This window comes from Ancylobacter sp. 3268 (genome assembly GCF_031456575.1).
GTDB lineage: Bacteria > Pseudomonadota > Alphaproteobacteria > Rhizobiales > Xanthobacteraceae > Ancylobacter.
The window spans coordinates 90,030-115,639 of sequence record NZ_JAVDUX010000008.1; the positions used below are offsets into that span (position 1 = coordinate 90,030).

At 66.1% G+C, this 25,610-nt stretch carries 27 protein-coding genes; 11 read left to right on the forward strand and 16 right to left on the reverse strand.

What is annotated here, in order from left to right; translation table 11 throughout:
* Positions 1–13 precede the first annotated feature (13 nt).
* From J2X65_RS13090 to J2X65_RS13100, 3 genes are all read left to right on the forward strand, one after another.
* A complete protein-coding gene (locus tag J2X65_RS13090; protein ID WP_310201638.1) occupies positions 14–778 on the forward strand; it encodes a class II aldolase/adducin family protein in 765 nt (254 codons plus the stop codon).
* Between the two features lie 56 nt (positions 779–834).
* A complete protein-coding gene (locus tag J2X65_RS13095; protein WP_310201640.1) occupies positions 835–1,914 on the forward strand; it encodes an aromatic ring-hydroxylating dioxygenase subunit alpha in 1,080 nt (359 codons plus the stop codon).
* A gap of 223 nt (positions 1,915–2,137) precedes the next feature.
* Entirely contained in the window at positions 2,138–3,766 is a 1,629-nt protein-coding gene (locus J2X65_RS13100) for an NAD(P)/FAD-dependent oxidoreductase (RefSeq protein WP_310201641.1), read from the forward strand.
* A 23-nt stretch (positions 3,767–3,789) separates the two neighbouring features.
* On the opposite strand, the gene J2X65_RS13105 is transcribed toward J2X65_RS13100, so the two are convergent.
* From J2X65_RS13105 to J2X65_RS13115, 3 genes are read right to left on the reverse strand one after another with little or no spacing between them, the layout of a single operon-like run.
* Positions 3,790–5,412, reverse strand: coding sequence for a 5-guanidino-2-oxopentanoate decarboxylase (locus J2X65_RS13105; protein ID WP_310201644.1), 1,623 nt, complete (start codon positions 5,410–5,412; stop codon positions 3,790–3,792).
* Entirely contained in the window at positions 5,409–6,599 is a 1,191-nt protein-coding gene (locus tag J2X65_RS13110; protein ID WP_310201646.1) for a pyridoxal phosphate-dependent aminotransferase, read from the reverse strand. Before J2X65_RS13110 ends, J2X65_RS13105 begins: the two co-directional genes overlap by 4 nt.
* Complete coding sequence (locus J2X65_RS13115; RefSeq protein ID WP_310201887.1) at positions 6,574–7,245, reverse strand: TetR family transcriptional regulator C-terminal domain-containing protein; 672 nt, start codon at positions 7,243–7,245, stop codon at positions 6,574–6,576. Before J2X65_RS13115 ends, J2X65_RS13110 begins: the two co-directional genes overlap by 26 nt.
* Positions 7,246–7,539: 294 nt before the next feature.
* Here J2X65_RS13115 and J2X65_RS13120 point away from each other — a divergent pair, with 294 nt between their 5' ends.
* The 5 genes from J2X65_RS13120 (at position 7,540) to J2X65_RS13140 (ending at position 11,972) form a co-directional block, all read left to right on the forward strand.
* Positions 7,540–8,313, forward strand: a complete 774-nt coding sequence (locus tag J2X65_RS13120; protein WP_310201648.1) for an ATP-binding cassette domain-containing protein — start codon at positions 7,540–7,542, stop codon at positions 8,311–8,313.
* Between the two features lie 28 nt (positions 8,314–8,341).
* Positions 8,342–9,124, forward strand: coding sequence for a transporter substrate-binding domain-containing protein (locus tag J2X65_RS13125; RefSeq protein WP_310201650.1), 783 nt, complete (start codon positions 8,342–8,344; stop codon positions 9,122–9,124).
* Between the two features lie 62 nt (positions 9,125–9,186).
* Positions 9,187–9,918, forward strand: coding sequence for an ABC transporter permease (locus J2X65_RS13130; RefSeq protein WP_310201652.1), 732 nt, complete (start codon positions 9,187–9,189; stop codon positions 9,916–9,918).
* Positions 9,915–10,784, forward strand: a complete 870-nt coding sequence (locus tag J2X65_RS13135) for an ABC transporter permease (protein ID WP_404977703.1) — start codon at positions 9,915–9,917, stop codon at positions 10,782–10,784. The genes J2X65_RS13130 and J2X65_RS13135 overlap by 4 nt, the downstream gene beginning before the upstream one ends.
* An 18-nt stretch (positions 10,785–10,802) precedes the next feature.
* The gene (locus J2X65_RS13140; RefSeq protein WP_310201654.1) at positions 10,803–11,972 is read left to right on the forward strand and encodes a M20 aminoacylase family protein; all 1,170 of its coding nucleotides are present in this window, start codon (positions 10,803–10,805) and stop codon (positions 11,970–11,972) included.
* Positions 11,973–12,016: 44 nt separating this feature from the next.
* Here J2X65_RS13140 and J2X65_RS13145 read toward each other — a convergent pair whose 3' ends face one another.
* The gene (locus J2X65_RS13145; RefSeq protein WP_310201656.1) at positions 12,017–12,271 is read right to left on the reverse strand and encodes a hypothetical protein; all 255 of its coding nucleotides are present in this window, start codon (positions 12,269–12,271) and stop codon (positions 12,017–12,019) included.
* 257 nt (positions 12,272–12,528) lie between these two features.
* Here J2X65_RS13145 and J2X65_RS13150 point away from each other — a divergent pair, with 257 nt between their 5' ends.
* Positions 12,529–13,194 (forward strand): YoaK family protein, encoded by a 666-nt coding sequence (locus J2X65_RS13150; RefSeq protein ID WP_310201658.1) that lies wholly within the window; start codon positions 12,529–12,531, stop codon positions 13,192–13,194.
* 92 nt (positions 13,195–13,286) lie between these two features.
* Here the strand turns inward: J2X65_RS13150 and J2X65_RS13155 are convergent, their stop codons facing one another.
* Both J2X65_RS13155 and J2X65_RS13160 read right to left on the reverse strand, forming a co-directional pair.
* Positions 13,287–13,655, reverse strand: coding sequence for an NUDIX hydrolase (locus J2X65_RS13155; protein ID WP_310201660.1), 369 nt, complete (start codon positions 13,653–13,655; stop codon positions 13,287–13,289).
* 433 nt (positions 13,656–14,088) lie between these two features.
* A complete protein-coding gene (locus tag J2X65_RS13160) occupies positions 14,089–14,301 on the reverse strand; it encodes a hypothetical protein (protein WP_310201662.1) in 213 nt (70 codons plus the stop codon).
* A gap of 696 nt (positions 14,302–14,997) precedes the next feature.
* On the opposite strand from J2X65_RS13160, the gene J2X65_RS13165 reads away from it, so the two are divergent.
* A complete protein-coding gene (locus J2X65_RS13165) occupies positions 14,998–16,011 on the forward strand; it encodes a hypothetical protein (protein ID WP_310201664.1) in 1,014 nt (337 codons plus the stop codon).
* Positions 16,012–16,176: 165 nt separating this feature from the next.
* On the opposite strand, the gene J2X65_RS13170 is transcribed toward J2X65_RS13165, so the two are convergent.
* The gene (locus J2X65_RS13170) at positions 16,177–16,518 is read right to left on the reverse strand and encodes a hypothetical protein (protein ID WP_310201666.1); all 342 of its coding nucleotides are present in this window, start codon (positions 16,516–16,518) and stop codon (positions 16,177–16,179) included.
* Between the two features lie 275 nt (positions 16,519–16,793).
* On the opposite strand from J2X65_RS13170, the gene J2X65_RS13175 reads away from it, so the two are divergent.
* Positions 16,794–17,465, forward strand: coding sequence for a TIGR00730 family Rossman fold protein (locus tag J2X65_RS13175; RefSeq protein WP_310201891.1), 672 nt, complete (start codon positions 16,794–16,796; stop codon positions 17,463–17,465).
* On the opposite strand, the gene J2X65_RS13180 is transcribed toward J2X65_RS13175, so the two are convergent.
* The 9 genes from J2X65_RS13180 to J2X65_RS13220 form a co-directional block, all read right to left on the reverse strand.
* Positions 17,434–18,549, reverse strand: coding sequence for an alpha/beta hydrolase (locus J2X65_RS13180; RefSeq protein WP_310201668.1), 1,116 nt, complete (start codon positions 18,547–18,549; stop codon positions 17,434–17,436). The genes J2X65_RS13175 and J2X65_RS13180 overlap by 32 nt on opposite strands.
* A 418-nt stretch (positions 18,550–18,967) precedes the next feature.
* A complete protein-coding gene (locus J2X65_RS13185) occupies positions 18,968–19,429 on the reverse strand; it encodes a DUF2147 domain-containing protein (protein ID WP_310201669.1) in 462 nt (153 codons plus the stop codon).
* Positions 19,414–19,866 (reverse strand): EamA family transporter, encoded by a 453-nt coding sequence (locus J2X65_RS13190; RefSeq protein WP_310201671.1) that lies wholly within the window; start codon positions 19,864–19,866, stop codon positions 19,414–19,416. Before J2X65_RS13190 ends, J2X65_RS13185 begins: the two co-directional genes overlap by 16 nt.
* Complete coding sequence (locus J2X65_RS13195; protein WP_310201673.1) at positions 19,863–20,993, reverse strand: GNAT family N-acetyltransferase; 1,131 nt, start codon at positions 20,991–20,993, stop codon at positions 19,863–19,865. Before J2X65_RS13195 ends, J2X65_RS13190 begins: the two co-directional genes overlap by 4 nt.
* 160 nt (positions 20,994–21,153) lie before the next feature.
* Complete coding sequence (locus tag J2X65_RS13200; protein ID WP_310201675.1) at positions 21,154–22,140, reverse strand: alpha/beta fold hydrolase; 987 nt, start codon at positions 22,138–22,140, stop codon at positions 21,154–21,156.
* Positions 22,141–22,149: 9 nt separating this feature from the next.
* The gene (locus tag J2X65_RS13205; protein ID WP_310201677.1) at positions 22,150–22,518 is read right to left on the reverse strand and encodes an EamA family transporter; all 369 of its coding nucleotides are present in this window, start codon (positions 22,516–22,518) and stop codon (positions 22,150–22,152) included.
* Complete coding sequence (locus J2X65_RS13210) at positions 22,515–23,438, reverse strand: hypothetical protein (protein WP_310201679.1); 924 nt, start codon at positions 23,436–23,438, stop codon at positions 22,515–22,517. The genes J2X65_RS13205 and J2X65_RS13210 overlap by 4 nt, the downstream gene beginning before the upstream one ends.
* A gap of 5 nt (positions 23,439–23,443) precedes the next feature.
* Positions 23,444–24,859: an aminotransferase class III-fold pyridoxal phosphate-dependent enzyme gene (locus J2X65_RS13215; RefSeq protein ID WP_310201681.1), complete on the reverse strand. Its 1,416-nt coding sequence runs from the start codon at positions 24,857–24,859 to the stop codon at positions 23,444–23,446.
* Positions 24,852–25,565, reverse strand: coding sequence for an HAD-IB family phosphatase (locus tag J2X65_RS13220; RefSeq protein ID WP_310201683.1), 714 nt, complete (start codon positions 25,563–25,565; stop codon positions 24,852–24,854). The genes J2X65_RS13215 and J2X65_RS13220 overlap by 8 nt, the downstream gene beginning before the upstream one ends.
* Between the last annotated feature and the right edge of the window lie 45 nt (positions 25,566–25,610).

Here is a 25,610-nt window from a genome sequence, read left to right on the forward strand (position 1 = left end):
GAGGAAGACAGCGATGCCCGTCACCAGCCTGCGCCGGGACATGACCGCCGCCGAATGGCAGCAGCGCGTTGAACTCGCCGCCTGCTACCGCCTGCTTGCGCATTTCAAGATGACCGACCTCATCTACACCCATTGCACCGTGCGGGTGCCGGGCGAGCCGGGCCGGTTCCTCATCAACCCCTATGGCCATCGCTGGGAGGAGATCACCGCCTCCTCGCTGGTGAAGATCGATGTCGATGGCAACAAGATCGACGACAGCCCGCACCGTGTGAACCCGGCCGGCTTCACCATCCACAGCGCCGTTCACATGTCGCGCCACGATGCCGCCTGCGTCATCCACACCCATACCCGCGCCGGTATGGCGGTGGCCTCGCTGAAGGAGGGGCTGCTGCCGCTCAACCAGATCGCGCTGCAATTCTATGGCCGGCTCGGCATCCACGATTACGAGGGCATCGCCCTCGACCTCGACGAGCGCGAGCGGATCATCGCCGATCTCGGCACTGACAAATGCGGCCTGCTGCTGCGCAATCACGGGCTGCTGACGGTCGGCCGCACCGTCGCCGAGGCGTTCAACCTGATGTTCTATCTGGAGCGCGCTTGCGAGGTGCAGGTCGCCACCCTGTCCATGGGCCGCGAGATCGTGCTGCCGCCGCAGGACGTCTGCGAGAAGGTCGGCGCGCAATACAACCAGATGAATTTCGACGACGGCGATCTGCTTCTCGAATGGGCCGCTCATCTGCGCATGCTCGACGAGATCGATCCCTCCTATCGTAACTGAACCCAAGCCGGCCGGGCGTCACCCCGGCCGAGCCATGAAGCTCCGGGAGGACTGACATGACCACCCAAGTGCAAGCGAAGGCCTCGTTCGACTGGACGCTGCCGGCGCGCGATTATTGCGACCCCGCGCTCTACGAGCGCGAGCGCAAGGAGATCTTCGCCCGCAACTGGATGCTGTTCACCTGGTCGGAGCGGCTGAAGGCGCCGGGCGACTATATCTCCGGCACGCTGGCGGGTTATCCCGTGTTCGTCATACGCGACGATGACGGCGTGGTGCGCGCCTTCCACAATGTCTGCCGACATCGCGGCGCCCAGCTGCTCGGCGAGGGAGAGGGCCATTGCGGCAAGCTCGTCGTCTGCCCCTATCACAGCTGGAGCTACACCCGCGCGGGCCGGCTCAACAAGGCGGTGGACTTCGGCGAGGGCATCACCTTCGATCCACAGGCCTGGGGGCTCCATGCCATCGACGCGGAGGAATGGCGCGGCCTCGTTTTCCTGCGGCTGGAACGCGGCGGCGAGAGCCTGGTCGAATGGCTCGGCCCGATCCACGACATGGCCGCTGACTACCCGCTGGAACAGCAGCATTATTTCATGTCGAAGGACCGCGATTGCGCGGTGGACTGGAAGACCTATGGCGAGAACTATCTCGAATGCTACCACTGCCGGACCATGCATCCGGGCCTGTGCGAGTCGATGGATATCGACAATTACCGGATCGACACCTATGCGCGGGAGAAGTTCTTCCACCTGCACGCGCCCAAGCGCGAGGGCGGGCTGACGCGCGGCCTCTACTTCTACCGCTTCCCCTTCCTGATGCTGAACCTCTATGACTGGGGCTCCTCTATCGCCACCATCGAGCCGCTCGGCCCCGGCCGCATCCGGCACATCAACTGGTACTTCTTCACCGACGTCTCGCCCGAGAAGGCGGAGGAGAACCGCCGCTCGGCGGAGTGGTCGGCGCAGATCGTCACCGAGGATCTCGACATCATCACCGGCGTGCAGCGCAATCTGGAGGCGGGCATCTACACCCGCGGTCCGCTGTCGCCAAAATACGAATATGCGGTGAAGTCGTTCCAGGACATGGTCCGCGACGGGCTTGAGCCGAAGGAGCCGCTGCGCGGAGTCGCGGCCGAATAGGCCGCGCCGATCCGCGCCGATACGGCCGTCGAACGCCGAGGGGCCGGCTGTCTTTCCTCTTCCCATTGGGGAGAGGTGGCCCCGCGAAGCGGATTGGGCGAGGGGGTTCTGGCGATTGCGGGCGTTGCAGACCCCTCACCCCAGCCCTCTCCCCGACGGGGAGAGGGAGCGCGGCCCTTAGCGGGCACATAGGATCACCAGTAAACCACCGAGGAAGCAGCCAATGAGTACGGCCGACGTCACCGTGGGCAAGAGCTACGACGCCATCATCATCGGCGCCGGACATAACGGCCTCGTCTGTGCCAACTATCTCGCCAAGGCCGGGCAGAAGGTGCTGGTGCTGGAGCGGCGCGACGTGGTCGGCGGCGCGGCGGTGACGGAGGAGATCGCGCCCGGTTTCCGCGCCTCGATCTTCTCCTATCTGATGAGCCTGCTGCACCCGCGCATCATCCGCGAGCTGGAGCTGAAGAAGCACGGGCTGGAAGTGCTGCCCTGCTCGGACATGGTCTCGCCGCTGGACGGCGACGACTACATCCTGTTCTCCGACAATGTGAAGAAGTCGCAGGCGAGCTTCGCGAAATTCTCGAAGCACGACGCGGAGATCTACCCCGAGTTCGACCGCTATCTCAGCGAAGCGGCGAACATCGTGCGCAAGCTGCTGTGGGAGACGCCGGTCGACCCCACCCGGCGCGACTGGCGCACCTTCAAGGACGGCGCCTCGCTGCTGTGGCGGCACCGCAAGATCGGCCGCAAGATGTACCGCATCGTCGACATGCTGACGATGAGTGCCTACGATTTCCTGCGCGAATGGTTCGAGGACGAGCGCGTCATGGCGGTGCTCGCCTATTACGCCTCGATCGGCACCTTCGCCGGGCCCAAATCGCCGGGCTCGGCCTATGTCATCATGCATCATATCATGGGCGAGCATGAGGGCGCCGGCGGCTGGGGCTTCATCAAGGGCGGCATGGGTTCGATCACCCAGGCGCTCGCCGCCTCGGCCCGCGAGAAGGGCGTCGACATCGTCACCGGCGCGGCGATCAAACAGGTGCGCATTCAAGGCGGGCGGGCGACCGCGGTCGAGACCGCGACCGGCGAGAGCTATCAGGCGAAGACCATCATCTCCAATGCCAGCGCCAAGATCCTCTATCTCGACCTCGTCGGCGAGAAACACCTGCCGGAGGAAGTGGTGCGCGAGATCAAGGGCTACCGCACCTTCTCCACCGCCTTCAAGATGAACATCGCCTGCGAGCGCCCGCCGCAATACCGCATCCTCGACCGCGTGCGGCGCGAGGGCACGCTCGGCAATTTCGACTATCCGACCTACATGCATATCGCCCCCGACATCGACTATCTCGAGCGGGCCTATGACGACGCCAAGCATGGCTGGTATTCCTCGCGCCCCTTCATCACCCCGGTGGTGCCGACCATGGTCGACACCACGCTGGCGCCGCAGGGCAAGCATGTCGTCAACCTGTTCGGCGGCCACGCGCCCTACACGCTGAAGGGCGGCGACTGGGCGAGCGAGAAGGAGAACTTCCGCAAGACGGTGTTCGACACCATCGAGGAATACGCCCCTGGCTTCCGTGACGACGTGATTGAGGCGCAGCTGCTGGTGGCGCCGGACATCGAGAACATCGTCAGCCTGCCGCAGGGCCATATCTTCCATGGCGAGCTGTCGACCGACCAATTGTTCTTCCAGCGGCCGGTCTCCGGCTATGCCGATTACCGCACCCCGGTGAAGGGGCTGTATATTTGCGGCTCGTCCATGCATCCGGGCGGCGGCGTCTCCGGGATTCCCGGCTTCAACGCCGCGCGCGAGGTGATGCGGGACATCAGGGCTCGTCGCAACTGAGCCGCGCGGCGTCCCGGGCGCCGCTAGTTTGCACTGGCGCCCCGGGTCCGCGTCTGGTGGATTTCGATCAGGCTCGGCCCCTTGCGCTCCGCCGCTGCGGCCAGTGCCGGACCCAGTTCGGCCATGTCGGCGAGACGCAGAGCCGGCAGGCCAAAAGCCCCGGCAATGGCTGCGAAATCGGGGGCGGAGGGCTTCACGCCCTCCGGCTCAATACCGCATTCCAGCATGTAGTTTTCGATCTCCTGGTAGCCGTCATTGTTCCACACCAGGAAGATCACCTGCGCGCCGGCATCCACCGCCGAACCGAGCTCGGCGAGGGAGAACTGGAAGCCGCCATCCCCTGTCAGGCATATGACCGGGCGCCCTGGTGCCCCGATTGCCGCGCCTATCGCTGCCGGCGGGCCGTATCCAAGCGCGCCGAAGCCGGTAGCGGCATTGAACCACGACAGGGGGCGGTCGATGTCGAGATAGAGGTTGCCGGCATAGACCGGTTGGGTGGAGTCGCCGACGATGATGGCGTCTGGCAGTGCGAGGTAAATGCTGTCGATAATCTCGATCTCGGTACGAATCTTCGCCGACAGGCCATTCCAGGCCGCCTCCCGCGCCGATTTCGCCCGCGCGGCGCCGTTGCCGATCCGCGCCGTGAGCCGCGGCAGCAGCGCCGCGACCACGGCTTCCACCGTCGAGAGTACGGCGAGGTCTGCGCGCGGCGCGCGCGAAAGTTGCAGCGCATCGATGTCGATGCGAACGAAGTTCATCAGCGCCGGGAACGCGCCGTCGGCATACATGTCGTAATCGGTCTGACCCATCTCGGTACCGAGGGCGATGACCAGATCGGCCTCGGCGATCAGCGTGCGGGCCGCCGCCAGGCTGGGGCTGGCGGGGACGCGGAGCGGATGGCGGGCCAGCAGTCCCCTTGCATTGGTGGTGAGCACGACCGGTGCGTCCAGCTTCTCGGCCAGAGCTGTGATTGCGGCACCGGCCGACACCGCGCCGCCGCCACACAGGATCACGCTGCGGGTCGCGCCGTCGCACAGCGCGGCGAGCCGTTCCAGCGTTGCGGCGTCGGCGCCCGGCCGGGCGGGCACCGTCGGTCGGAGCGCGACATCGCCGGCCGGCAGCGGCATCACGTCGGTCGGGACCTCAATGTGAACCGGACCCGGCCGGCTCGATCCCATGATCGCAAAGGCCTGTGCGATCACCGCCGACAGTTCGGCCGGATCCACCAGCGTGTGCGATGCCAGCGCGAAGCTCTTCATCATCGCCGACTGGTCTGGCAATTCGTGCAGCAGGCCGCGCCCCTGGCCGAGCGAGTTGCGACGGTTGACGCCGGAGATCACCAGCATCGGCACCGAATCCTGACGCGCCTGCGCCATGGCGGTGATGGTATTAGTGAGGCCTGGGCCGGTGATCACCAGCGCCACGCCGGGCTTGCCGGTGACGCGCGCATAGCCATCGGCCATGAAGCCGGCGCCCTGCTCATGCCGGGGTGTGATGTGTCGGATCGTCGAGCCGGCCAGTCCCCGGTAGAGTTCCACCGTGTGGACACCGGGAATGCCGAACACCACCTCGACACCATTGGCGGCGAGCAGGTCGATCAACGCTTCCCCTACCGTCCTCGCTTGGCTCGGTTTCGTGCCGCTCATGCCCGCTCCGCCTCCCTGACCGTCGAGCGCGCCGCCAGCGCCGCCATGCGCCGGCAAGCTTCGTCGATGGCCTCATCCGGCACGGTGAGGCTGATGCGGATGAAATCCGCCGCTCCGGCGCCGAAGGACGAGCCTGGCATCACCGCGACCTGCTCCTCGTCGAGCAGCGCCCGGGCGAAGTTGGCGCTGCTCATCCCGGTTCCGCTCACATCGACGAGGATGAACATGCCTGCCTCCGGCGGAAACGCCACCAGCCCCGGAGCATCGGCCAGCGCCGTGACGATGAGGTCGACGCGCCGCCGGTAGGACTGGCGCATCCGCGCGGCGGTATCGACCGGGTTGTCGAGCGCGTGGGCGGTCATGTCGGCGATGAAGGGCTGACCGCCGAACAGCATCGTCTCCGACACCGAGAGCAACCTGCGCGTGAACTCCACCGGCCCGATGGCCCAGCCGCTGCGGAAGCCTGGGGCGGCGTGCGACTTGGAGATCGACGAACAGACGATGGTGCGCTCGGCGAGTTGCGGATCGTCGAAGGGCGAGGCGAACGTGCCGGACAGCACCAGATCCTCGTAGACCTCGTCGCAGACGATCCACAAATCGTGCCGGCGGCAGATCTCGCCGATGGCGGCGATCTCGCCGGCCGTCAGCACCGCCCCGGTCGGATTGTGCGGGGTGTTGAGCAGCAACACCCGGCATTGCGGAGTGATGGCCCGCTCAAGGTCGGCGGCCTGCATGTGGAAGCCGTGTTCCGGGCGCAGCGGCACGGTCAGCTGATGGGCGCCGGTGGCGCGGATGACGCCTTCATAAGTGGCGTAGAGCGGGTCGCCGACCAGTACCGCGTCTCCCGTCTCGACAAGGCCGAGCATCACCGCGAACAGCGCCGTCTGCGTGCCGGGAAAGCACAATATGTTGTCGCGGGTCACGCCGGGCTGGCGCCGCGCATATTTGCGCATCAGGGCATCCAGCAGGATCTGCTCGCCGCGGCCGTTCGAATAGCGGTGGCGGCCGGCGAGCATGGCGCGCGTGGCCTCCGCGATAAGCATCTCGTGGGGCGGCAGGTCCGGTTCGCCGATGGTCAGCTCGATGATCGGCTCGCCGCTGTCCTTGCGGCGGCGCGCCTCGACGTGAATCGCCCATTTTTCGGAGCCGAGGCTGGCGAGCCTATCGGTGATGGATGCATAGCGCATCGGAGTCCTTCCGGTCTTGCTCGGTTGCGGCCGGCGGGCCGATCGGGTGGCCGATCAGTGCACCGATCGATGAAAAGGCGATCGCGACGAGTTCGCTGTCCTCGAAAAGCTCTCCCGCGAGGCAGCCCTCCAGCCAGAGGCCGTCGAGAATGCCGTTTATCGCGATGGCAAGCGTCCGGCATCGCGCCGGGGCGGCGGCCTCGCCCCTCGCCGCCAGGAACTCAGCCAGCAGTTCCTCGAGGGTATGGCGGAAGCTGAGGTAACCCTCGCGATGTATCGCCGCCAGCGCCGGATCGACCCCGACCCGGCTGATGAACGAGGCCCACAGCGACAGGCTGGCGCTGTTGGCGACCGGCTCCGTAAGGTTGATGAGGATGAAGGTCGCCAGGCGTTCCTCGGGCGTGCCGGTCACCGCTTTCGCCTTCTCGGTCAGCCGCGCGATCACCACCCTGTAGGCTTCCTGGAGGATCATCTCCTTCGAATCGAAATAGTGCCGGATCAGTCCGGGCGTCACGCCCGCCTTGACCGCGATCTGCCGGACCGTCGCCCCTTGCAACCCGGTCTCGGAGATGGCCTCCAGCGTCGCCTCGATCAGGTCGTGGCGGCGCTCGGCCTCCGTCCCGCGATGGAAGTTGCGCCGGCTCATGCCGCGCGCCGCAGGCAAGGGCAGGCGAGGCACCCCAGCTCCGACGTTTCCTGAAGCCCGAAGCCGGACATCTCCTGCTCCCCGATTGGAAATGCTGATTTTTTGACGCTGCATAAAAAAGTCGCGAACGCTGTTGTTATACGCTTGAGCAACTGTCGCATAAAGTGCAACCATGGGCGAGAGGGAAGAAGGCGACGGGCGAGCCTCGCCGCCGGAATGCGACCGTTCCGCCAAGCGGGGAAGGCGTGGCATGGGCCGGACTTCTATATGCCGGGCATCGAAGGTGCCGCTCCGATGACGGATCGGGCGGAGGCGATCGCCGTCAAGAACCTGCACAAGCGATTCGGGGCGCTTGAGGTCCTGAGGGGAATCTCGCTCACGGCCTATGAGGGCGACGTCATCGCCATCATCGGCGGCTCCGGCTCGGGCAAGTCCACCTTCCTGCGCTGCATCAACATGCTGGAAGTGCCGAGCGAGGGATCGGTGGCGATCCGGGGCGAGCCGATCGCGCTGAAGCAGGACGGCCTTGGCGGCCTCGCCGCCTCGGACCGCCGGCAGGTGCAGCGCCTGCGTGCGCGCCTCGGCATGGTCTTCCAGAGCTTCAACCTATGGCAGCACATGACGATCATCCAGAACGTCATCGAGGCGCCGGTGCATGTGCTCGGCGTATCGAAGGCCGAGGCGATCGACCGAGGGGAGGCGCTGCTGCGCCGCGTCGGGCTGTTCGAGAAGCGCGACGCCTACCCGGCCTTCCTCTCCGGCGGCCAGCAGCAGCGGGCGGCGATCGCCCGCGCGCTGGCCATCCAGCCGCACGCCATGCTGTTCGACGAGCCCACTTCCGCCCTGGACCCGGAACTGGTCGGCGAAGTGCTCGGCGTGATCGGCGATCTCGCGAGGGAGAAGCGCACCATGCTCCTCGTCACGCATGAGATGAAGTTCGCCCGCAACGTCGCCAACCACATCGTGTTCCTCGCCCACGGCCTGATCGAGGAGCAGGGACCGCCGGAGCAGATCTTCGGCGCGCCGAAATCGGAGCGGCTGAAGAAGTTCATCCATTCCAGCCACTGAAAAAACCGAAAATCCAGAGGGGCTACCCATGAAGAACGCGTTGAAAGCCATCGCACTTGCCGCCGTCCTCGGCCTTGCCGGCCTCGCCTCCGCCGCGGCCGAGCCGCTCAAGGTCGGCTTCGCCGCCGAGCCTTACCCGCCCTTCGCCTCGCCCGACGCCACCGGCAAGTGGGAGGGCTGGGAGGTGGAGTTCATGCAGGCGATCTGCGCGCAGGCCAAGCTCGATTGCGTCATCACCCCGGTCGCCTGGGACGGCATCATCCCGGCGCTGACCTCCAAGAAGATCGACATGATCGTGGGCTCGATGTCGATCACCCCGGAGCGTCTGAAGACGATCGACTTCTCCGACAAGTATTACAACACCCCGACCGGGGTGATCGGACCGAAGAGCGAAAAATTCGACGCGACACCGGCGGGGCTGAAGGGCAAGACCATCGGCGTCCAGGTCGCCACCATTCACCAGGACTATGCCAACAAGTATTTCGGCAGCGCCGGGGCGACGGTGAAGGAGTATCAGACGCAGGACGAGGCCAATAACGACCTGGCCGCCGGCCGCCTCGACGCCGTGCAGGCCGATGCCATCGCGCTCGACGCCTTCCTGAAGTCCGACCAGGGCAAGCAGTGCTGCGAATTGAAGGGCAACGTCAAGGACGATCCCGAAGTGCTCGGCGCCGGCGTCGGCGTCGGCCTCCGCAAGGGCGACACCGAGCTGAAGGACAAGGTCAACGCCGCGATCAAGGCGATCCGCGCCAACGGCACCTATGACACCTTCTCGAAGAAGTATTTCGACTTCGACATCTACGGCGGCTGATCGCAGGCGAGCCGGGCCGGCGCCGCGCGCCGGCCTCCTTTCCTCGAGGGCGAGGCGGAGCCATGGCGGCCGATCCCGCATCCATGATCGACTGGGGCCTGCTGGCGTTCGACCCGCCCGGATGGGGCGGGGTGCTGCTGGCCGGGCTGATGAGCTCCATCAAGATCGCCATCGGCGGCTATTCGCTGGGGCTGGTGCTCGGCACCGGCGGCGCCTTCGGCAAGCTCTATGGCGGGCCGGTGGTGAAGGACCTGATGGAGATCTACACCACGGTGGTCCGCGCCGTGCCCGAGCTCGTCCTCATCCTGCTGCTCTATTATGCCGGCACCGACCTGCTGAACCGCCTCGCACAGGCGGCGGGCTATGGTACGGTCGACATCAGCGGGCTGGCGGCGGGCATCTTCGTCATCGGCATCGTCCAGGGCGCCTACGCCACCGAGGTGATGCGCGGCGCCATCCTCGCCGTGCCGCCGGGGCAGATCGAGGCCGCCCGCGCCTTCGGCATGTCGCCGCTGCTGGCGCTCCGGCGGGTCACGCTGCCGGCCATGCTGCCGCACGCCTTGCCGGGCCTCTCCAACCTCTGGCTGATCACCACCAAGGATACCGCGCTGCTGGCGGTGGTCGGCTTCAGCGAGCTGACGCTGGTGACCCGGCAGGCGGCGGGCAGCACCAAGGCCTATATGCTGTTCTTCTGCGCCGCCGGCGTGCTCTACCTGGCGCTGACGCTGGTCTCGAACGTCATCATCCGCCTTATCGAGGCCCGCGCCCGGCGCGGCTGGGCCACGACGCGATGAGCGCCGGGGAAAAGGCGGCCGAGCCGGATTCGCTGGTCGAGCTGCCGCCCGAGGAGAGCACGGTCGAGGCCACAGCGCTCACGCGGCTGCCGAGTGGCCGCGGCTTCCTCAAGCCGCACCGCGTGGTGCTGATGGCGATCGCCGTATCCATCGTGTTTTGCGTGGTCTGGTTCATGCGGTGGGACTGGCTGCCGGAATATGCCGGCCGCCTCGCCCATGGCGTCGGCGTCACCCTGCTGATGCTGTTCGGCACCTGCTTTCTCGGTTTTCTGCTCGCGGTGCCCATCGGGCTGGTGCAGGTGACGGGCCCGTGGCCGCTGAAGCTGCTCGCCAAGGGCTTCTGCACCGTCATCCGCGGCACGCCGCTGCTGCTGCAACTCTGGCTGCTCTATTACGGGCTGGGCTCGCTGTTTCCGCAATTTCCAGCGATCCGGCAGTCGTTCCTCTGGCCGCTGCTGCGCGAGGCGTGGCCCTATGGCGTCGCCGCACTGACGCTGTCCTTCGCCGCCTATGAGGGCGAGGTGATGCGCGGCGCCTTCGCCGGCGTGCCGAAAGGCGAGCTGGAGGCCGCCCGCGCCTATGGGATGAGCCGGTGGAAAGTGTTCCGGCGCATCTGGCTGCCGCGGGCGGTGCACCGGGCGCTTCCCACCCTCAATGGCGAGACGGTGCTGCAGCTGAAGTCGACGCCGCTGGTCGCCACCATCACGGTGATCGACGTCTATGCCGTGGTCTCGAAGATCCGCCAGGTGACCTATCTCACCTATGAGCCGCTGTTGCTGCTGGCGCTGATCTATCTCTGCCTCACCGCCCTGCTGGTGCTGGCGTTCCGCTATTTCGAGAACAAGATCCCAACCCGGAGTGCCTGAGATGCCGGAGTGCCTGAGATGAACGTTCGCGCATTGCTCACCAATGCGATGCCGGAATTGGTCGCGCTGCGCCGGGACCTGCATGCCCATCCCGAGCTCGGGCTGGAGGAGGTGCGGACCTCGGACCTCATCGCCCGCGAACTGGCCGGCCTCGGCTACACGGTGTCGCGCGGCCTCGCCAGGACCGGGCTCGTCGCCACGCTGTCCAACGGCACCGGCCGGCGGTCGATCGGCATCCGCGCCGATATCGACGCGCTGCCGATCCTCGAGGAGACCGGCCTTCCCTATGCCAGCACCACGCCGGGCCTGATGCATGCCTGCGGCCATGACGGCCACACCGCCATGCTGCTGGGCGCCGCCCGTGCCATCGCCGAGCGTCGCAACTTCGACGGCACCGTGCACCTCATCTTCCAGCCGGCGGAGGAGAATTTCGGCGGCGCCCGCATCATGGTCGAGGAGGGGCTGTTCGACCGCTTCCCCTGCGACGCTGTGTTCGCGCTCCACAACGACCCGGATCTGCCCTTCGGCACATTCGCCTTCCGGGACGGGCCGATCATGGCGGCGGTGGACGAGTGCCGCATCACCGTCCACGGGCTCGGCGGCCACGGGGCGGAGCCGCAGTCGACGGCGGACCCGGTGGTCGCCGGCGCTTCCATCGTCATGGCGCTGCAGACCATCGTCTCCCGCAACATCCACCCGCTCGATCCGACCGTGGTGACGGTGGGCGCCTTCCATGCCGGATCGGCCAGCAACGTCATCCCGGAACGCGCCGAGCTGGTCGTCGGCATCCGCTCCTTCGATCCGGCGGTGCGCGACGAACTGGAGCGCCGGATCCGGCTGATCGCCGAACGGCAGGCGGAGAGCTATGGCATGCGCGCCAGCGTGGACTATCTGCGCAGCTACGACGCCACCATCAACCACACGGCCGAAACCGACTTCCTGCGGAACCTGGCGGTGCGATTTGCCGGCGCCGGGCAGGTGACCGAGATGCCCCGCCCGAGCATGGGGAGCGAAGACTTCGCCTATATGCTGAAGGAGCGGCCGGGCAGCTATTTCTTCCTCGGCGGGCGCAGCTCCGAAAAGGACCGGCCGCTCCACCATCCCGGCTATAATTTCAACGACGACCTGCTGCCGATCGGCGCCGCCTTCTGGACGGAGCTCGTCGAGGCCTATCTCCCGCTCGCGTGAGACAGGCTCATGCGAAGCCGCCCGCCGATGCGGAGGAGGGAGCTTCAGTCGCGCTGCTCGGCCGCCTTCTTGGCGAACAGGAAGCCGCCCAGGCCGCCCATCAGGCCGCCATTTACGTAAATGACCAGCAGCGGCGCGAAATCATCGAACATGCCGAACTTCACGGCGGCAGCAGAGGCAAGCACCACCAGGGCGCCGATGAGCAGGGCTGCAGGAACAAGTCTCCTGACCACAAAGGCTATCAAGGCGGCAATACAGAGGATGACGAAACCGGAAATCAAGGCGAACGGATCGATCATTCAGCGGTCCTTGGAAGACGGGGCGGCAGTGTGCGGCCGATTACGGAAGTCAATAGCCATAAAACTGCCGGCTCGCCATATCCGTTCGAACGGGGATCGTGAGCGGCGGGCTCGTCGGCAGGAAAGCGGGCTCGAACGCCCTTGCGAGGCGCGGGCGGGGCCGTGCCGCGCGCCGGAGTGGGCGATTCGACGAGGGAATGCGGGCACATGATGTCGGATCGGCTTTCCCGCCCGGTGGCGCGTGATAGGCTTGGCGGATGGAACTGAAACGCACGCCTCTGCTGCTGAGCCTCAACGGCGGCTATGTCGATACCCTCGGCTTCCTATCCCTGCATGGGCTGTTCACCACGCATGTGACCGGCAACTTCGTCACCTTCGGTGCCTCGCTTACACACGGCACGTCGGGAGCGGTGGCCAAACTGCTGGCGCTGCCGGTGTTCTGTGGCGTGGTCGTGCTGACGCAGCTTCTGGCCGGCGCGCTGCAGAACCGCTCGCTGCCGGCCTTCCGCATCCTGCTGTGCTTGAAGGCCGCGCTGCTGATCCTTGCCGCGGCGCTGGCGATCCATTTCGGTCCCTTCGCGGATGGCGACGCCTGGGACGCGCTCGCGACCGGCATGGTGCTGGTGGGGGCGATGGCGATGCAGAACGCCACCCATCGGCTTTATCTTGCCAGTGCGCCACCCACTACGGTGATGACCCTGACCACGACCCAGATCATGCTGGACGTGGCCTCGCTCATCCAGCGTGTACCGGCCGACGCCCGGCGTGAGGCCATCGCGCGGATAAAGCGGATGGTTCCTTCGGTCGCGGCCTTCGCGCTCGGATGCCTCGTCGCGGCCGGGCTCTATATCGGCGTGGATATGTGGGCGTTCGCACTGCCGCCGCTGCTCGCCATCGTGCCGCTATGGGTGAAAGCCCAGTAGGGGCCTTCCAACGCCTCCGCTCTTCCCGATGCCCGAACGCCGCCGTGACGTCCGGAAAAGCGCCGGCAATGAATGCAGGAGGCTTCCGCCGGCTATGGGTGAAGTGACGGTTCCTGCTGCGACCGGTCGGACGGCCTGGAGGGCGAGCGGGGAGCCGATTTGATCCACGTAGAGGACGTCGCGAAATCGGTGATCAGCGTGGCCAGATCAGGTTCGTCGACCAGCAGAGCCGCGCTGCCGGGCGACATCCAGCGCTGCTCCCTCTCATGGCGCTCGGGCCACTCGTCAAGCTGCCGGGAGACGGCAAGGGGAAAGACCGCGACTTTCACCAGCGCGAAATGGCCCTGGAGCCGTTTCCAGTAGCGGTAGTCGCCAATGGGTTTGCGGCCGATGGTGCCGATCAGGCCAGCCTCTTGCCGCGCCTCGATTTCCGCGGCTTTCCAGTCCCGGTGCTTCTTCATTGGCCACCCCTTCGGGATGACCGCGCGATGTGTATCGCGAGAGCTCACAAGCATCACCTCTAGCCGCCCCTCGGATGTGACCCGAAATGGCAGCGCCGCTACTTGCTCAAGTGGCCGGCCCCTGGCGACCTTCAGCTTGATCAGGTTCTTCTTGCTCACGAATCAAAAGATAAAGCTTCGCAGCCGAATTGCGAGGCCATTTCAAAGGCGTCCGGAGCGTTAAAAAGCGGCAATGTTGCTTGGATTGCTTCGTCGCGCAGCTGTCCCGGCTGCCATCTACAGTCCTGCTCGTGCTGCCGGTGCCCAGCTTACGGGGGAGTCTCCCGCCTGCGACGCCAGTCGGTGCCACCTGCACCAGCCGAGCGGCGGTCTCGACGTCGTGGCGCCGCGCCGCGGCAACGCCGGCTGCGCCCGGTTGCCCCTGACGTTCGCTTCATCCCGTTGCCGGAAAGTCGAGCCTTTCAAATCTCTGGGCGCCGGGATCCTGATGACAGATGCAGTGATATTGGCGCGCAATGTCATCGACGAGACGGGCGCGGGTGACGCGGGACCCGGCGATGGTGCGCTCGATCCACGCATCCGGCACGCTGAGCACCATTCCCGCTTCCAGGCGGCACAGGATTTTTCTGAGTTCTTCGCCGTCCAAGCGGGCCTCCATCGTCTCGCACCGGCGGGTGCTGGAGGACTGCTATAAGGGGCAGCCGGCCGCCGGTTCAAGCCGTTGATGGGATCAAGGGCGTCTTGGCGGCCAATCTGCGGGGTCTTGCCTGCAAGCGGGCGCGCGTCAGCCGATCTGTTCGATGACGATGGCGCGGATCTGCTCGCGCGTCAGGCCGCAAGGCTCGGGTTTCCAGTCAGGGCTGGAGCGGATGACGGTGGGCGCAGGGCTGGGCTGGGAGGAAGTGGCGGGTCGGCGAGAGTTGTGAGTGTGCATAAGTCCCTTGTGCCGGTCCGACGGAAGTCGGCGGCTGACGCTGGAGCGTCGATTTGAGTGAAGAAGCCCTGCGTCTTCCGACAGGGCGTGGCCGCAACTGCGACATGAATCGTGTAGCGCTTCAATGCGTTCCGAATGTGACGCTGCGCGATGGCGTGCTCTCTCGCTCGATCGCGGAGCCCCGTTCCGCGGCACGGTGCGCGCGGCGGAAAACTCCGTTCGGGACGGTAGGCGTGGCCTTTGTTCCTATTGCCTTGTCTCTAGGGAAATGGTTCCATAACTTGGGAATCCACATAAACTTCTTGCCGGTATCAGACGTAATATAGATCTTATTATAGAAATTTTTGCCGAAATGCGAATTGCTGACGTTGCATTGGCGTTTCAGGAAAGAAGGCGGCGGGGCGCATAATGTTTGACGAAAATATTCGCGGGCGGTCGTTGGAATTTTATCAGGCTGACGTCTCCAATCATCGGAACGTGGACGAGTTCGTATCCGCCGATTTGAAAGATGGTGTTCATTCGGTCTGGGGAGAGCGCTTCCCGATTGATTTTTATCTCTCGGCTGAAAAGGGCCGACCGCTTCTGATTTTCTTCAACGGACTGATCTCGCGGACATCCTACCCCACCGTTCCGGTGTTTCATGGCATCCGTGTCATGAGCGGGCTGGGAGCGAGTTTCGTTTCCTTCTCCGACCCGTCTCTCTATGCCGATGAAAGCCTCAGCATCGGCTGGTATGCGGGCGCGACCGGCATGCCGCTGCAGCAGATTCTTCGTCCGATCATCGACAAGATCGCCCACGCGACACAGGCCTCGCGCCTGATCTTCTGCGGACCTTCCGGCGGCGGGTTCGCGGCCATGGCCATGGCGGTGCATTATCCGCAATCGCTCACCTATGTGTGGAATCCCCAGACCGACATTCGGAAATACGAGAAGACCATTGTCGGGAAATACGCAAACCTATGCTTTGGCCTCACGTCGGAAACGGACATCTACAATAATTTGCCCAAGCTTACCGGCGCAAGTCTGGTCCATTTATACAGTAAATATTATCGCGGCAACACGGTTCTTTATACGCAAAACCTTTCGGACGGCCATGTTAAAAAGCATGCCGAGCCGTTCCTGCGTTCCATCACGGGGAAGATCCGCAGCCTGCCGCAGGCGTCGGTGAACAGGCATGTCGCCGGCGGCATCTGGTACTTCTCCTGCAATTGGGGGCAGGGGCATGTCGCCCCGTCGGGCTTCCTCATTCGCAAGACCCTGGAGGCGATGATACGCAACGCCGCCATATGGCCGAAACTTACCAGGAGCGGCGGTGTCGGCCCGATCATCGGCAAGGTCTTCGAGGGCACATTGGCGGCGGCCGCGGCGGCCAATGTCGAGCGCAGGCCCGTTCTCGCCGAGGCGGGCCAGCCCGCCGAATAACGGCACGCTTTCCGGCTCGACATGTGCCCGGCGTGCGGGGAGGGCGTGTTACAGCCACGGCCCCGCTGTCGCCCGCGCCCCGCGCCCGCCGGCCGTGCCGCGACCGCCCATTCCGGACGCCGCGTTACGCATCCTGGCTCTTCCGCCGGGCCGGATGAAGCGCGTTCATTGACGAAGCTGCCGCTCGCGATAGGCCGGCAGCACCCGCAGCGCAAATTCCACCAGATGCTCCTCGTCCTTCTCGCCGAGGCCGAAGGCCTCGATGAGAGCCGAGGCCAGGCGGGTGCGCATATCCGGGCTGTCGGTTTCCGTCTCCAGGGTTGCGGCGATCTCCTGCGCCTTGGTCATGCATCGGTCGAGCAAATGGATGGTGTCGGGATCGAAACGGATAAAACGCGACGGCATATCTGCACCTCTGGCGGCCATTTGCGGCTCGCCGCGCTGATGTAGGTGGAGGTGGTCGAAGGGCAAGAGGAGGCATGCCGCAGCCGCGTCGATGCCGATCACGAAGCCGGCAGCAGCGACACCGAAGCACCGCGGCGGAGGTCGTCGCGGGTCAGGCGCCCGGCACGGTCGGGAGGGCGGACCGATCAATTCCGACGTCGTGGCGGCATTCCACGGCTGCATCCGCCATCGTTTCGCTCTACCAAGCCGATGTACGACGATCGGCCCTGCCGGCTGGCCGGTGATCAGAGAGAGAACATGACGTGAGCGACGACAGGACGGCGCTGCCGAGCTACCGGCTTCCGGCCCTTGACCAGGATTTCCTCCTCGGCGATTCGATGCGGGGCGTACGTTTCCTGCTCGAATATGCCAAGGCTGAGGAGGAACTGCGGCGCTGGCGCATTCGCTCCACCGTGGTGGTGTTCGGCTCGGCGCGCGTGCGCGAGAATGGGCCGGGGCGGCAGCCCTTTTTCTATGAGCAGGCGCGCCGCTTCGGGCGGATTGCCTCCGAGCGCGGCGGGGCGCTCGGCCTGGGCGATGGCGGGGTGCGGGACAATGTGATCGCCACCGGCGGCGGCCCGGGATTGATGGAGGCCGCCAATCGCGGCGCCTTCGAGGCCGCGGCACCGAGCATCGGCTTCAACATCAGCCTGCCGCATGAGCAGGGTCCAAACCCCTACACCACGCCGCAGCTCACCTTCCGGTTCCACTACTTCGCCATGCGCAAGATGCACCTTGCCATGCGGGCGCAGGCGCTGGTGATGTTTCCCGGCGGCTTCGGCACGCTCGACGAATTGTTCGAAATCCTCAATCTGCGGGCGACCAACAAGTCGCAGCCGGTGTGCATCGTGCTGTTCGACGAGACCTATTGGCGCTCGGTGATCAACTTCCGAGCCCTGGTCGACAACGGCATGATCGACGAAAGCGAGTGCGAGCTGTTCCAGTTCGCCGATACCGCCGAGGACGTCTGGGCCAGGCTCATCGCCGGCGGGCTGGCGGTGCCGGGCTGACATTGCCGGCGCGGGCGTCGATCCAGGCCGCGATCTGCGGCCAGGTCTCGGCATGCGCCCGCCGCCCGGCGAGGATGGCGAGGTGCTGGAGCCCGACGCCGACCTCCGGCGGGTGCTCGATGATGCAGGTATCGTTAGTCGCCATCTCGACGAAAAACGGCGCGACCGCGGCGCGGGGACCGATCTCGTCCGACGGGTTGACCAGGGCGAGCACGGGCACGCGCAGATCCGGCGGGCCGAGCCGGCGTCCTTCAAGCTCGATGCGGCCACGGCGGAAGCGATCCTCCCGGTAGAGCCATCGAACGATCTCGTGCACCAGCCGGCCGGGGAGCGGCACCTCGTCCAGCGCCCAACGCTCGACACGGATGTGGAGGTCCAGCGCGGCCGGATCGGCGACGCTGAGCGCGGCATCCATCCAGCGCGACCAGACGAAGGTCGCCGGCGCGAGCAGGGCGCAGCATTGCGACAATTGCGAGCCGGGGACGGCGCTGTCCTCCGGCGTTTCGGTCTTCTGCTCGACGACGACATCGCGAAACGCGCTGGAGCCGGGCGCGAAGCTGAGCGGGGCGCCGAGCAGTACCAGGCCGCATGTGGCGCCCGGCTGAAGAGCACAGGCGATGGCGGCGAGCGTGCCGCCGAGCGAATGCCCCAAGATGATGGGGACTTTGCCGGAATGCCGGTCAGCAACGGTGCGGGAGGCGGAGAGCAGTGCCTGCACGTAGTCGGCGATGCCGGCCGGGCTGTCGCTGCCTTTCGGGGGGAGCCATTCGAGCAGATGCACCGCGAAAGGGCGCTCGAGGCAAAAGCGCACCACGCTGACTTTCGGGGTGAGGTCCCAGACATAGGGGCGCTTGATCGGTGCCGGCACGAACAGCAGCGGCGGGGCATCGCCACCGCCGCGATAGCGACGGAGCCGCCAATGCGGTCCGGCGGCGATGACGTCATAAGGGCATTCGTGGGACCCGAAGCCGAACAGATCCAGAGCGCGCGCCTGGACGCCGCGCAACTCGTCCATCGCCTCAAGCTGTGCCGCCCGCATCCAGGCGAAGGGATCGGACGAGGATTGTGGGACAAGGTGCTCCATGACGTTCTCCCCTTTCGCAGCTTCGTTGTGCTGCGGAGAAGCGCGGGAAACCCGGCGCTCCGCTCCTTGATGCGGCGCCTAAGGCGGCCTGCTGGTGGTGGCGCGGTCAATCACGCGAAACACGCCCCGCCCTGCGCGGGCAGATGGTCGCGCATCGGGAGAGGTGGGTCGGCATTTGGCTATACTGGGCATGGCGTCACCCTCCGGTCGCGTCACGGCAACGCTGACGGCCGATCACCTTGGCAAGGCTAAGGCGTGACTGTGGCAACAGTTGAGACGCTGGCACGCAGGCCGATCCGCGTCGCCGACGGCGCATCCGCGCCACCGCCATGCCGTCCCGGTATAGCGGCCAACGGCGTCTCGGAACGCGGCTTCAGGCACCCTGGACGGCTATAGAGCGGCCTTCCCGCGGAAGCCTTCAGCTGCAGCGGCCGAGGCTTGCCGGCGCGCGGCTCCATTCCATCGTTTCGCCAAGCGCCTCGAGGCCGACGAAGCCGATGATCGCCAGCCGCCCGTTCTTCCTGGGTTCGGCGGAGAGGCGGTAGCGGCTGCCGGTTTCCGGATCGTAGATCCATCCGCCCTCGTAGCGGTTGCCCTTGGGCTGCAGGTCGCCGAGCACGCGCAGGCCGCAGATCGTCTGGTTGCGCGCCGAGGCGTTGGGATTGCGCGCGTCGCGCAGCGGCTGGCCGTTCATCGTCGGCGTCTTCAGCCACACGATCCGTCCGCAGACCGCTCCGCCGCACGGCGCGATCTCGACCGCGCCTTGCCCGTCATCGGTCAGCCACACGCCGCTAATGTCTTCCGGCGCGGCCTTGGCGGCGGTGGCGGCGGCGACGAGCGACAGGGCCGCCAGGGCGGGCAGGATCAGAGATCGGCGCATGATTTCACTCCCGTGGAAGACGCCGCTGTTTCCGGCGCGGCTGGATGGGCTTGATCAGCCCCTTGTTCGTCCTGGGGCCCGATCAGCCAGACCCCAGCGAGAATCAGTGCGATTCCCACCGCCGGCACAAGCCCCACGCCTTCGTTAAAAATCAGCCAACTCGCCAGCGGCACCGTGACATAGCTCAGCGTCGTCAGCGGAAACGCCTTGCCCAGCGAGCAGTATTTCAAGATCAGGATCCACGAGGCATAGGTGGCGAAATACATGAGCGCCGCCACCCAGCTTGCCGGCGACTGCGCCACCGCCTGCAGGAAGGCCGGGCTGATGGGCATGTCGCCGATGGCGCGCGACGTCGCCTCGAAGGCGATCTGCGTGCCGGTGTCGACCAGCAGATACACCCCGACCAGAACGGGAAAACGGAGCGAGGTGGCGATCATCCTGCGCGCCCACGACGCTGATGCGCGACGAGATCGGGATCCCAGCGCGGAAAGCCAAGCCACGGCACGGCGAGGCGCACCAGCATGTTCAGGACGGGATTCAGATGCTTCACCATGATCGTGGAGGGGCGCAGGCCGCTGCCATAGCGCAGCTTGGAGGCATAGGCGGTCTGCCCCGTCTGCAGGAAGCGCCGGCCGAGGCGCTGGCATAGTTTCACGTTTTCCGCCCAGCTCACCGCATAGAGATCATGGTCGCGGGCCAGCGGATAGGCCATGCCGAGGAACTTGTCGATGATCCGGTCCGGTTCGACCAGCAGCAGGTTGAAGGCGGCCAGCCGGCCGTCGATCCGATAGAAGGCGAACAGCGTGCGCTCCGGCTGGACGGCGGCGATGCGCTCGAAGTAGCCGGCGGGCAGATCCTCGAAATCGCCGTAACGCACATGGCTCTGCGCCCGGGTCGCGTCATAGAGGGCGCGAACCTCGTCCTCCAGCCCGGCAATGGAATTGCGCCATTCGACCGTCACCCGGTCGGCGCGCTTCAGCTTGCGCCGCAGGTCCTTGCGAGTGGCCGGGGAAAGCCGGGCCAGCCAGTCGTCGACCCCGGAAGTGCCGGCAAGGTCCAGCACCGCGTGCGGCAGGCTTTCCAGCGGCACATACCCGGCCGCGGCGAGGGCGGGGCCGATCCGTTCCATTTCCGGCGGATCGATGTCCTTGACGGCGATCAGGCCGGCCTTCTGTCGCCGAGCCTCCGCCTCGACACCTCGCAGCAAATCCGCGAGAACGGTGTCGCGCTCCTGCTTGCCGAGCGAGGGCCGCAACGCGACCGGGCAATTCTCGGCGAAAGGCGAGCCGATGGCCAGCAGCCGCCATTCCTGACCACGCAGCAGCGCGCGGGCGGCGGAGCGCCCCAGGCGAGCGAGACGGCCGGACAGCGAGGTGGAGGGCGGCGCCTCGCTCTCGTCCTGGAACGGGGTGTCGAGCGGATAGCCCACGGTGAACAGCGGCAGGGCGCCGAGAAAGCCATGGGAATCGTCGACGCTCGCCGCCGACAGGCGGAAGGTCGCGGGCGTCCCTGTTTCGCAGGCGACGAGATAGTCCCAGCCCTCGGCATCGTCCGGGCGACACAACGTCCAGTCCTGTCGGGACAGAGCTGAGACGCCGGCATGGATATGGACACGACGCGCGCCGCCGGCCCCCCTGGAGGCCGCCGTCACGCCGGCATCTTGGGGATCCGTCGCTCGCCGGGAGGCGTGCCTCTCGCCGGCCGGCAAGCTGAGCGATAATGGCTCATGAGCCATGGCCCGCTCCGACGGAGGCCAGCGCGGCCGATCCAAGGCCGGGCACAAGGTCGGGGGGCTCCAGCGCGCCCGATACCGCACCCGCCTCTGCCGCCGCAGCGGCTCCAAGCTTGGCGGCGGTGGCCGGACTCGCCCAGCCCGTCGGCTCGGCGCGCTCGGTCTCGATGTCCCGGGCGATGCGGCCGACGAACTCAACCACCCGCTCGCCCACGAGGTGACGCTGCCGGTCCACGGTGACGAGGTGGTAGCTGTCCTCCAGCACCATGGTATCGACCACGCCGCCGAGGCGACGCTGCAGCGTGATCGCATTGTCGAGGCTGGCGATGTCGTCGTGCCGCGCGTGCACGACCAGCGTGCGCTGGCGGATGAGCGGCAGCATCGGCTTGATCTTCGCCGTGAGCCGCCACAGTTCCCGCAGCGCCATGGCCGGGGTGGCGAGCAGGCCGGCCTCGGCGCTGCTGCCGTGGCGCATCGAATAGGCGACCATCGCCCGGGTGCGCTCGTCCTTCAGCCCGTAGGGTTCGCGCTCCTCGAAGCGGTAGCGCCGGCCGAAAGGCGTGTTGATGAACAGCCGCAGCAGGAAGCTGTATTTCGGGATCGACCAGCCATCATAGGTCAGGGTCGGCGCCAGCATGACGAGGCCGCGCACGCGCTGCGGCTGGCGCGCCGCCACCAGCGCCGCCAGCACGGCGCCCATGGAGAGCCCGCCAACGAGAATGGTCGAGCAACGCTTCTCAAGCTCGTGCAGCGCGTCGACGGCGCTGTCGTACCAGTCTTCGAAGCCGGTGGCGGTCAGATCGTCCTCAGTGCCGCAATGGCCGGCCAGCTGGCAGCACATGGCGCTGTAGCCGGCCGCCGCGAGCCGGCGCGCAATGTCCCGCATCTCCACCGGAGTGCCGCCAAGCCCGTGGATGAGCAGCACGCCGACCGGACCGCGCTCGTAAAGAATGGAATGATCGGCCACGGCCTTCACCACGTGCCTTCCTCACAACTCGCTGGCGACAAGAACGATGCCCGCCATGATGAGCAGCGCTCCTGCCCAATGGTTCCGGCCCAGTCTCTCGCCGAGAAACAGATGGCTGGCAGCCAGGACACCGAGAATGTTCAGGCTGGCGAGCGGAAAAGCGATCGAAAGCGGCACCAGTGCCAGGATACGAATCCAGATGACGAATTCGGCAACATATATGCCGATTCCGGCCAGCAGCCAGGGAGTCGCCACCAGCGAGCGAAGGAAGGCGCCCCATCGGCCGCCTTCCGGCGCGGGAATATTGTCTGCCCCCAGCTTGAAGGCAATCTGGCCGATGACGTCGCAGGCGACGGAGAGCGCGAACAGCGCAACGAGCTCCAGGGTCATTGCAGCACCGCCTCCATCGCCGAGAGGATGCGCAGATTGGTCGCTTCGTTGACGGCGATGCCGGCGTCCGGCGGCACGGGGCGCTGGTCGCGGTCGAGCCGGGCGAGCAGCGAGCGGACGATCCCCAGCGATCCCTCCGGCGAGTAATCGCCGCAGACATCCATGCCGATGACCGGGCGCCGGGCGGCGATGAGGTCGATCGCCTCCAGCACGGCATCGAGCCGCAGCTGGCCCTGATCCCAATTGGTCACCGCCTCGGCGGAGGTGAGCACGTCCTTGTCGAGGCTGACCCAGACCGGCGCGTCGGGCAGCCGATCGGCGATGCCGGCGACGCGACCGCTCCAGTCATCCTCCGCCAGACCCCGCCAGCGCAGACCATTGCGCGCGAGACCGCCGGTGCCGTGCGCGCCGGCATTCTCAAAGGAGGGGCCGGCATAGAAGGTGGCGCCGTCGAACCAAGGGTGCAGTTCGAGGCGTCCCGAGCGCAGCGCGCCGACCGCCCCGCCACGGAGCTGCGGTGCCTCAATGTCGGCGCTGGCCGGGCCGAGCGTGACGACCCGCAGCACCTGGGGCAGTTCCAGTGCCCGCGCCACCCACGATCCGCAGTTCAGATTTGAGGGGAAGCGGATCCAGTCCGGGTGGTTGTCGAAATGGATGATGCTCACCGGCTGATTCAGCCGCTTCACGAGCAGCAGCGACAGGTGGTGGAAATCGCCCGAGCCGATGAAGTGGATGTCGCCCGCGGCGGGGGCGCCGAGGCGCGCGTCCAGCGCGGTGAGCGCCTCTTCCGAGGCGAGCAGCCGCAGACGAGGGGCAAGGTCGCGAGCGGCGATGACGTCGCCGCCCGATTGAGTGCATGCCGCAACCAAGCCGGGCTGGGCCGCAAGCGACCCGTCCGTATCGAGGAGGCGTATGCGCATCGAGGTCACCGGGGTGTAACCCGCTCGAAGAGCTGATCGAGCAGGGCGAGAGCGAGATCGATCTCCTCATAGGAAATCGTGAGCGCCGGCGCCACCGTGATCACGTTTTTATGGTAACCGCCGATGTCGAGCACCAGGCCATAGCGCTCGCCGCCATGGACCAGATCGCCCTTCAGCGCCTCGTCGACCATGAGGTCGACCAGCTTCTTGGACGGCGTATAGCTGTCATGAGGCTCGCAGATCTCGATGCGCAGGGCGAGGCCCAGGCCGTCGACATCGCCGACGATCCTGTGCTTCTCCTTGAGCGCCCTCAGGCCGTCAAGGAAATAGGCGCCCTTGGCCGGGACGGTGGTCTCGTAATCATCCTCGCGCATCATGCGCATGGCTTCGAGCGCCACCGCGGTGCCCAGCGGATTGGCGTTGAAGGTCGAGTGGGTTGAACCGGCCGGGAACACGGTCGGGTTGATCAGCTCCTCGCGCGCCCAGATGCCGGAGAGCGGGTTGAGGCCGTTGGTCAGCGCCTTGCCGAACACCAGCACGTCGGGCGTGACGCCGAAATGCTCGATCGACCACAGTTTGCCGGTGCGGTAGAAACCCATCTGGATCTCGTCCACCACCAACAGGATGCCGTGCTTGTCGAGCACGCGTTTCAGTTCGGGGAAGAAGTTCGGCGGCGGAATCACGTAGCCGCCGGTGCCCTGGATCGGCTCGACATAGAAGGCGGCATATTCCGCCTGGCCGACCTTGGGGTCCCACACGCCGTTATATTCGCTCTCGAACAGGCGCTCGAACTTCTTCACGCAGAGCTCGCCATATTCCTCCTTCGACATGCCGCGCGGGCCGCGGAAGTGATAGGGGAACTCGATGAACTGGGCGCGCTCGCCGAAATGGCCATAGCGGCGGCGGTAGCGATAGGACGAGGTGATGGCGGAGGCGCCCAGCGTGCGGCCGTGATAGCCGCCCTCGAAGGCAAACATCAGGCTCTTCCCGTTCGAGGCGTTGCGCACGATCTTGAGCGAATCCTCGACCGCCTGCGCGCCACCGACATTGAAATGCACGCGGCCTTTCTGGCCGAAGCGCTCCTGCGCGCCGATGGCGATCTCGGCGGCGAGCTCGATCTTCTCCCTGTGGAGATACTGGCTGGCGACCTGCGGCAGCCGGTCGATCTGACGCTTCAGGGCTTCATTGAGGCGGGGATTGGCGTAGCCGAAGTTGACCGCCGAATACCACATCTGAAGGTCGAGAAACTGCTGGCCGTCGTCGTCGTAAATGAACGAACCTTCGCATCGCTCGAAGATCTTCGGCACTTCCGTATAGTGAACCGTGTCTCCATAGGAGCAGTATTCGGCTTCAAGCGCGTAGAGGCGCTCGCGTTCGCTCTCGCTCGACGTCTGGGTGGAAGTCAGGTTACGGTCAAGCATTGAGATCCTCGAACGAAGTTCCGGTGGATACCGGCAGGGTGGGGCTCATCTCCGCGATGAGTGCGGGCAGGAAAGCAAGGACGTCGGCAAAGCCGGTGATCGCCAGATGCGGCAACGACTCGTCCACGCAGAAGGCGGCAAGGCTCCCTTTGGCGAAAACGAAATCGGCGCGCCGAGCAAGGCAAAAATCGGACCGTCCGTCGCCGATAAGCACCAGAGGTTGCCTGGAGCCGGTGGCGGCGCATTTGCAGGTGCCGCTGCCGCAGCCTTCGGCGCCATTGCTGAAGCGCGCCGCCCAGCGGTTCTCGCCGACCGGCAGCATCTGGTTGCAGGTGACCGGCAAATCGAGGCCGGCGGCGGCCAGCAAGGGAAGCAGGGAGACGTCAAACCCGTCGGAGACCACGGAGACATCGGCGCCATACCGGCGTGCGGCGTCGACGAAGAGCGGCACGTCGGGATCCAGCGTGACAGTAGCGAGGGCGCGACGAACCTCCTCCTCGCTGGCGCGGATCAGCGCGACCTGTGCCGCAAGGCAGGCGCGCGACGAGATTTCCCCCGCCTGCCAGCGGTCCTCGATGGCCCGCCATTCCGGCTCGGCAAAACTCTCCAGCAGGAAGTCGGTGGTATCGATGGGGCAGATGGTTCCGTCGAAATCCAGCGCGAAGTGAAGACGCGAATTCACGTGCATGAGGCTACCGAGGGTCATGTAGATGCTCAGGCGAGTCTTATGCCCGCGTTGGGAGCGACTTTC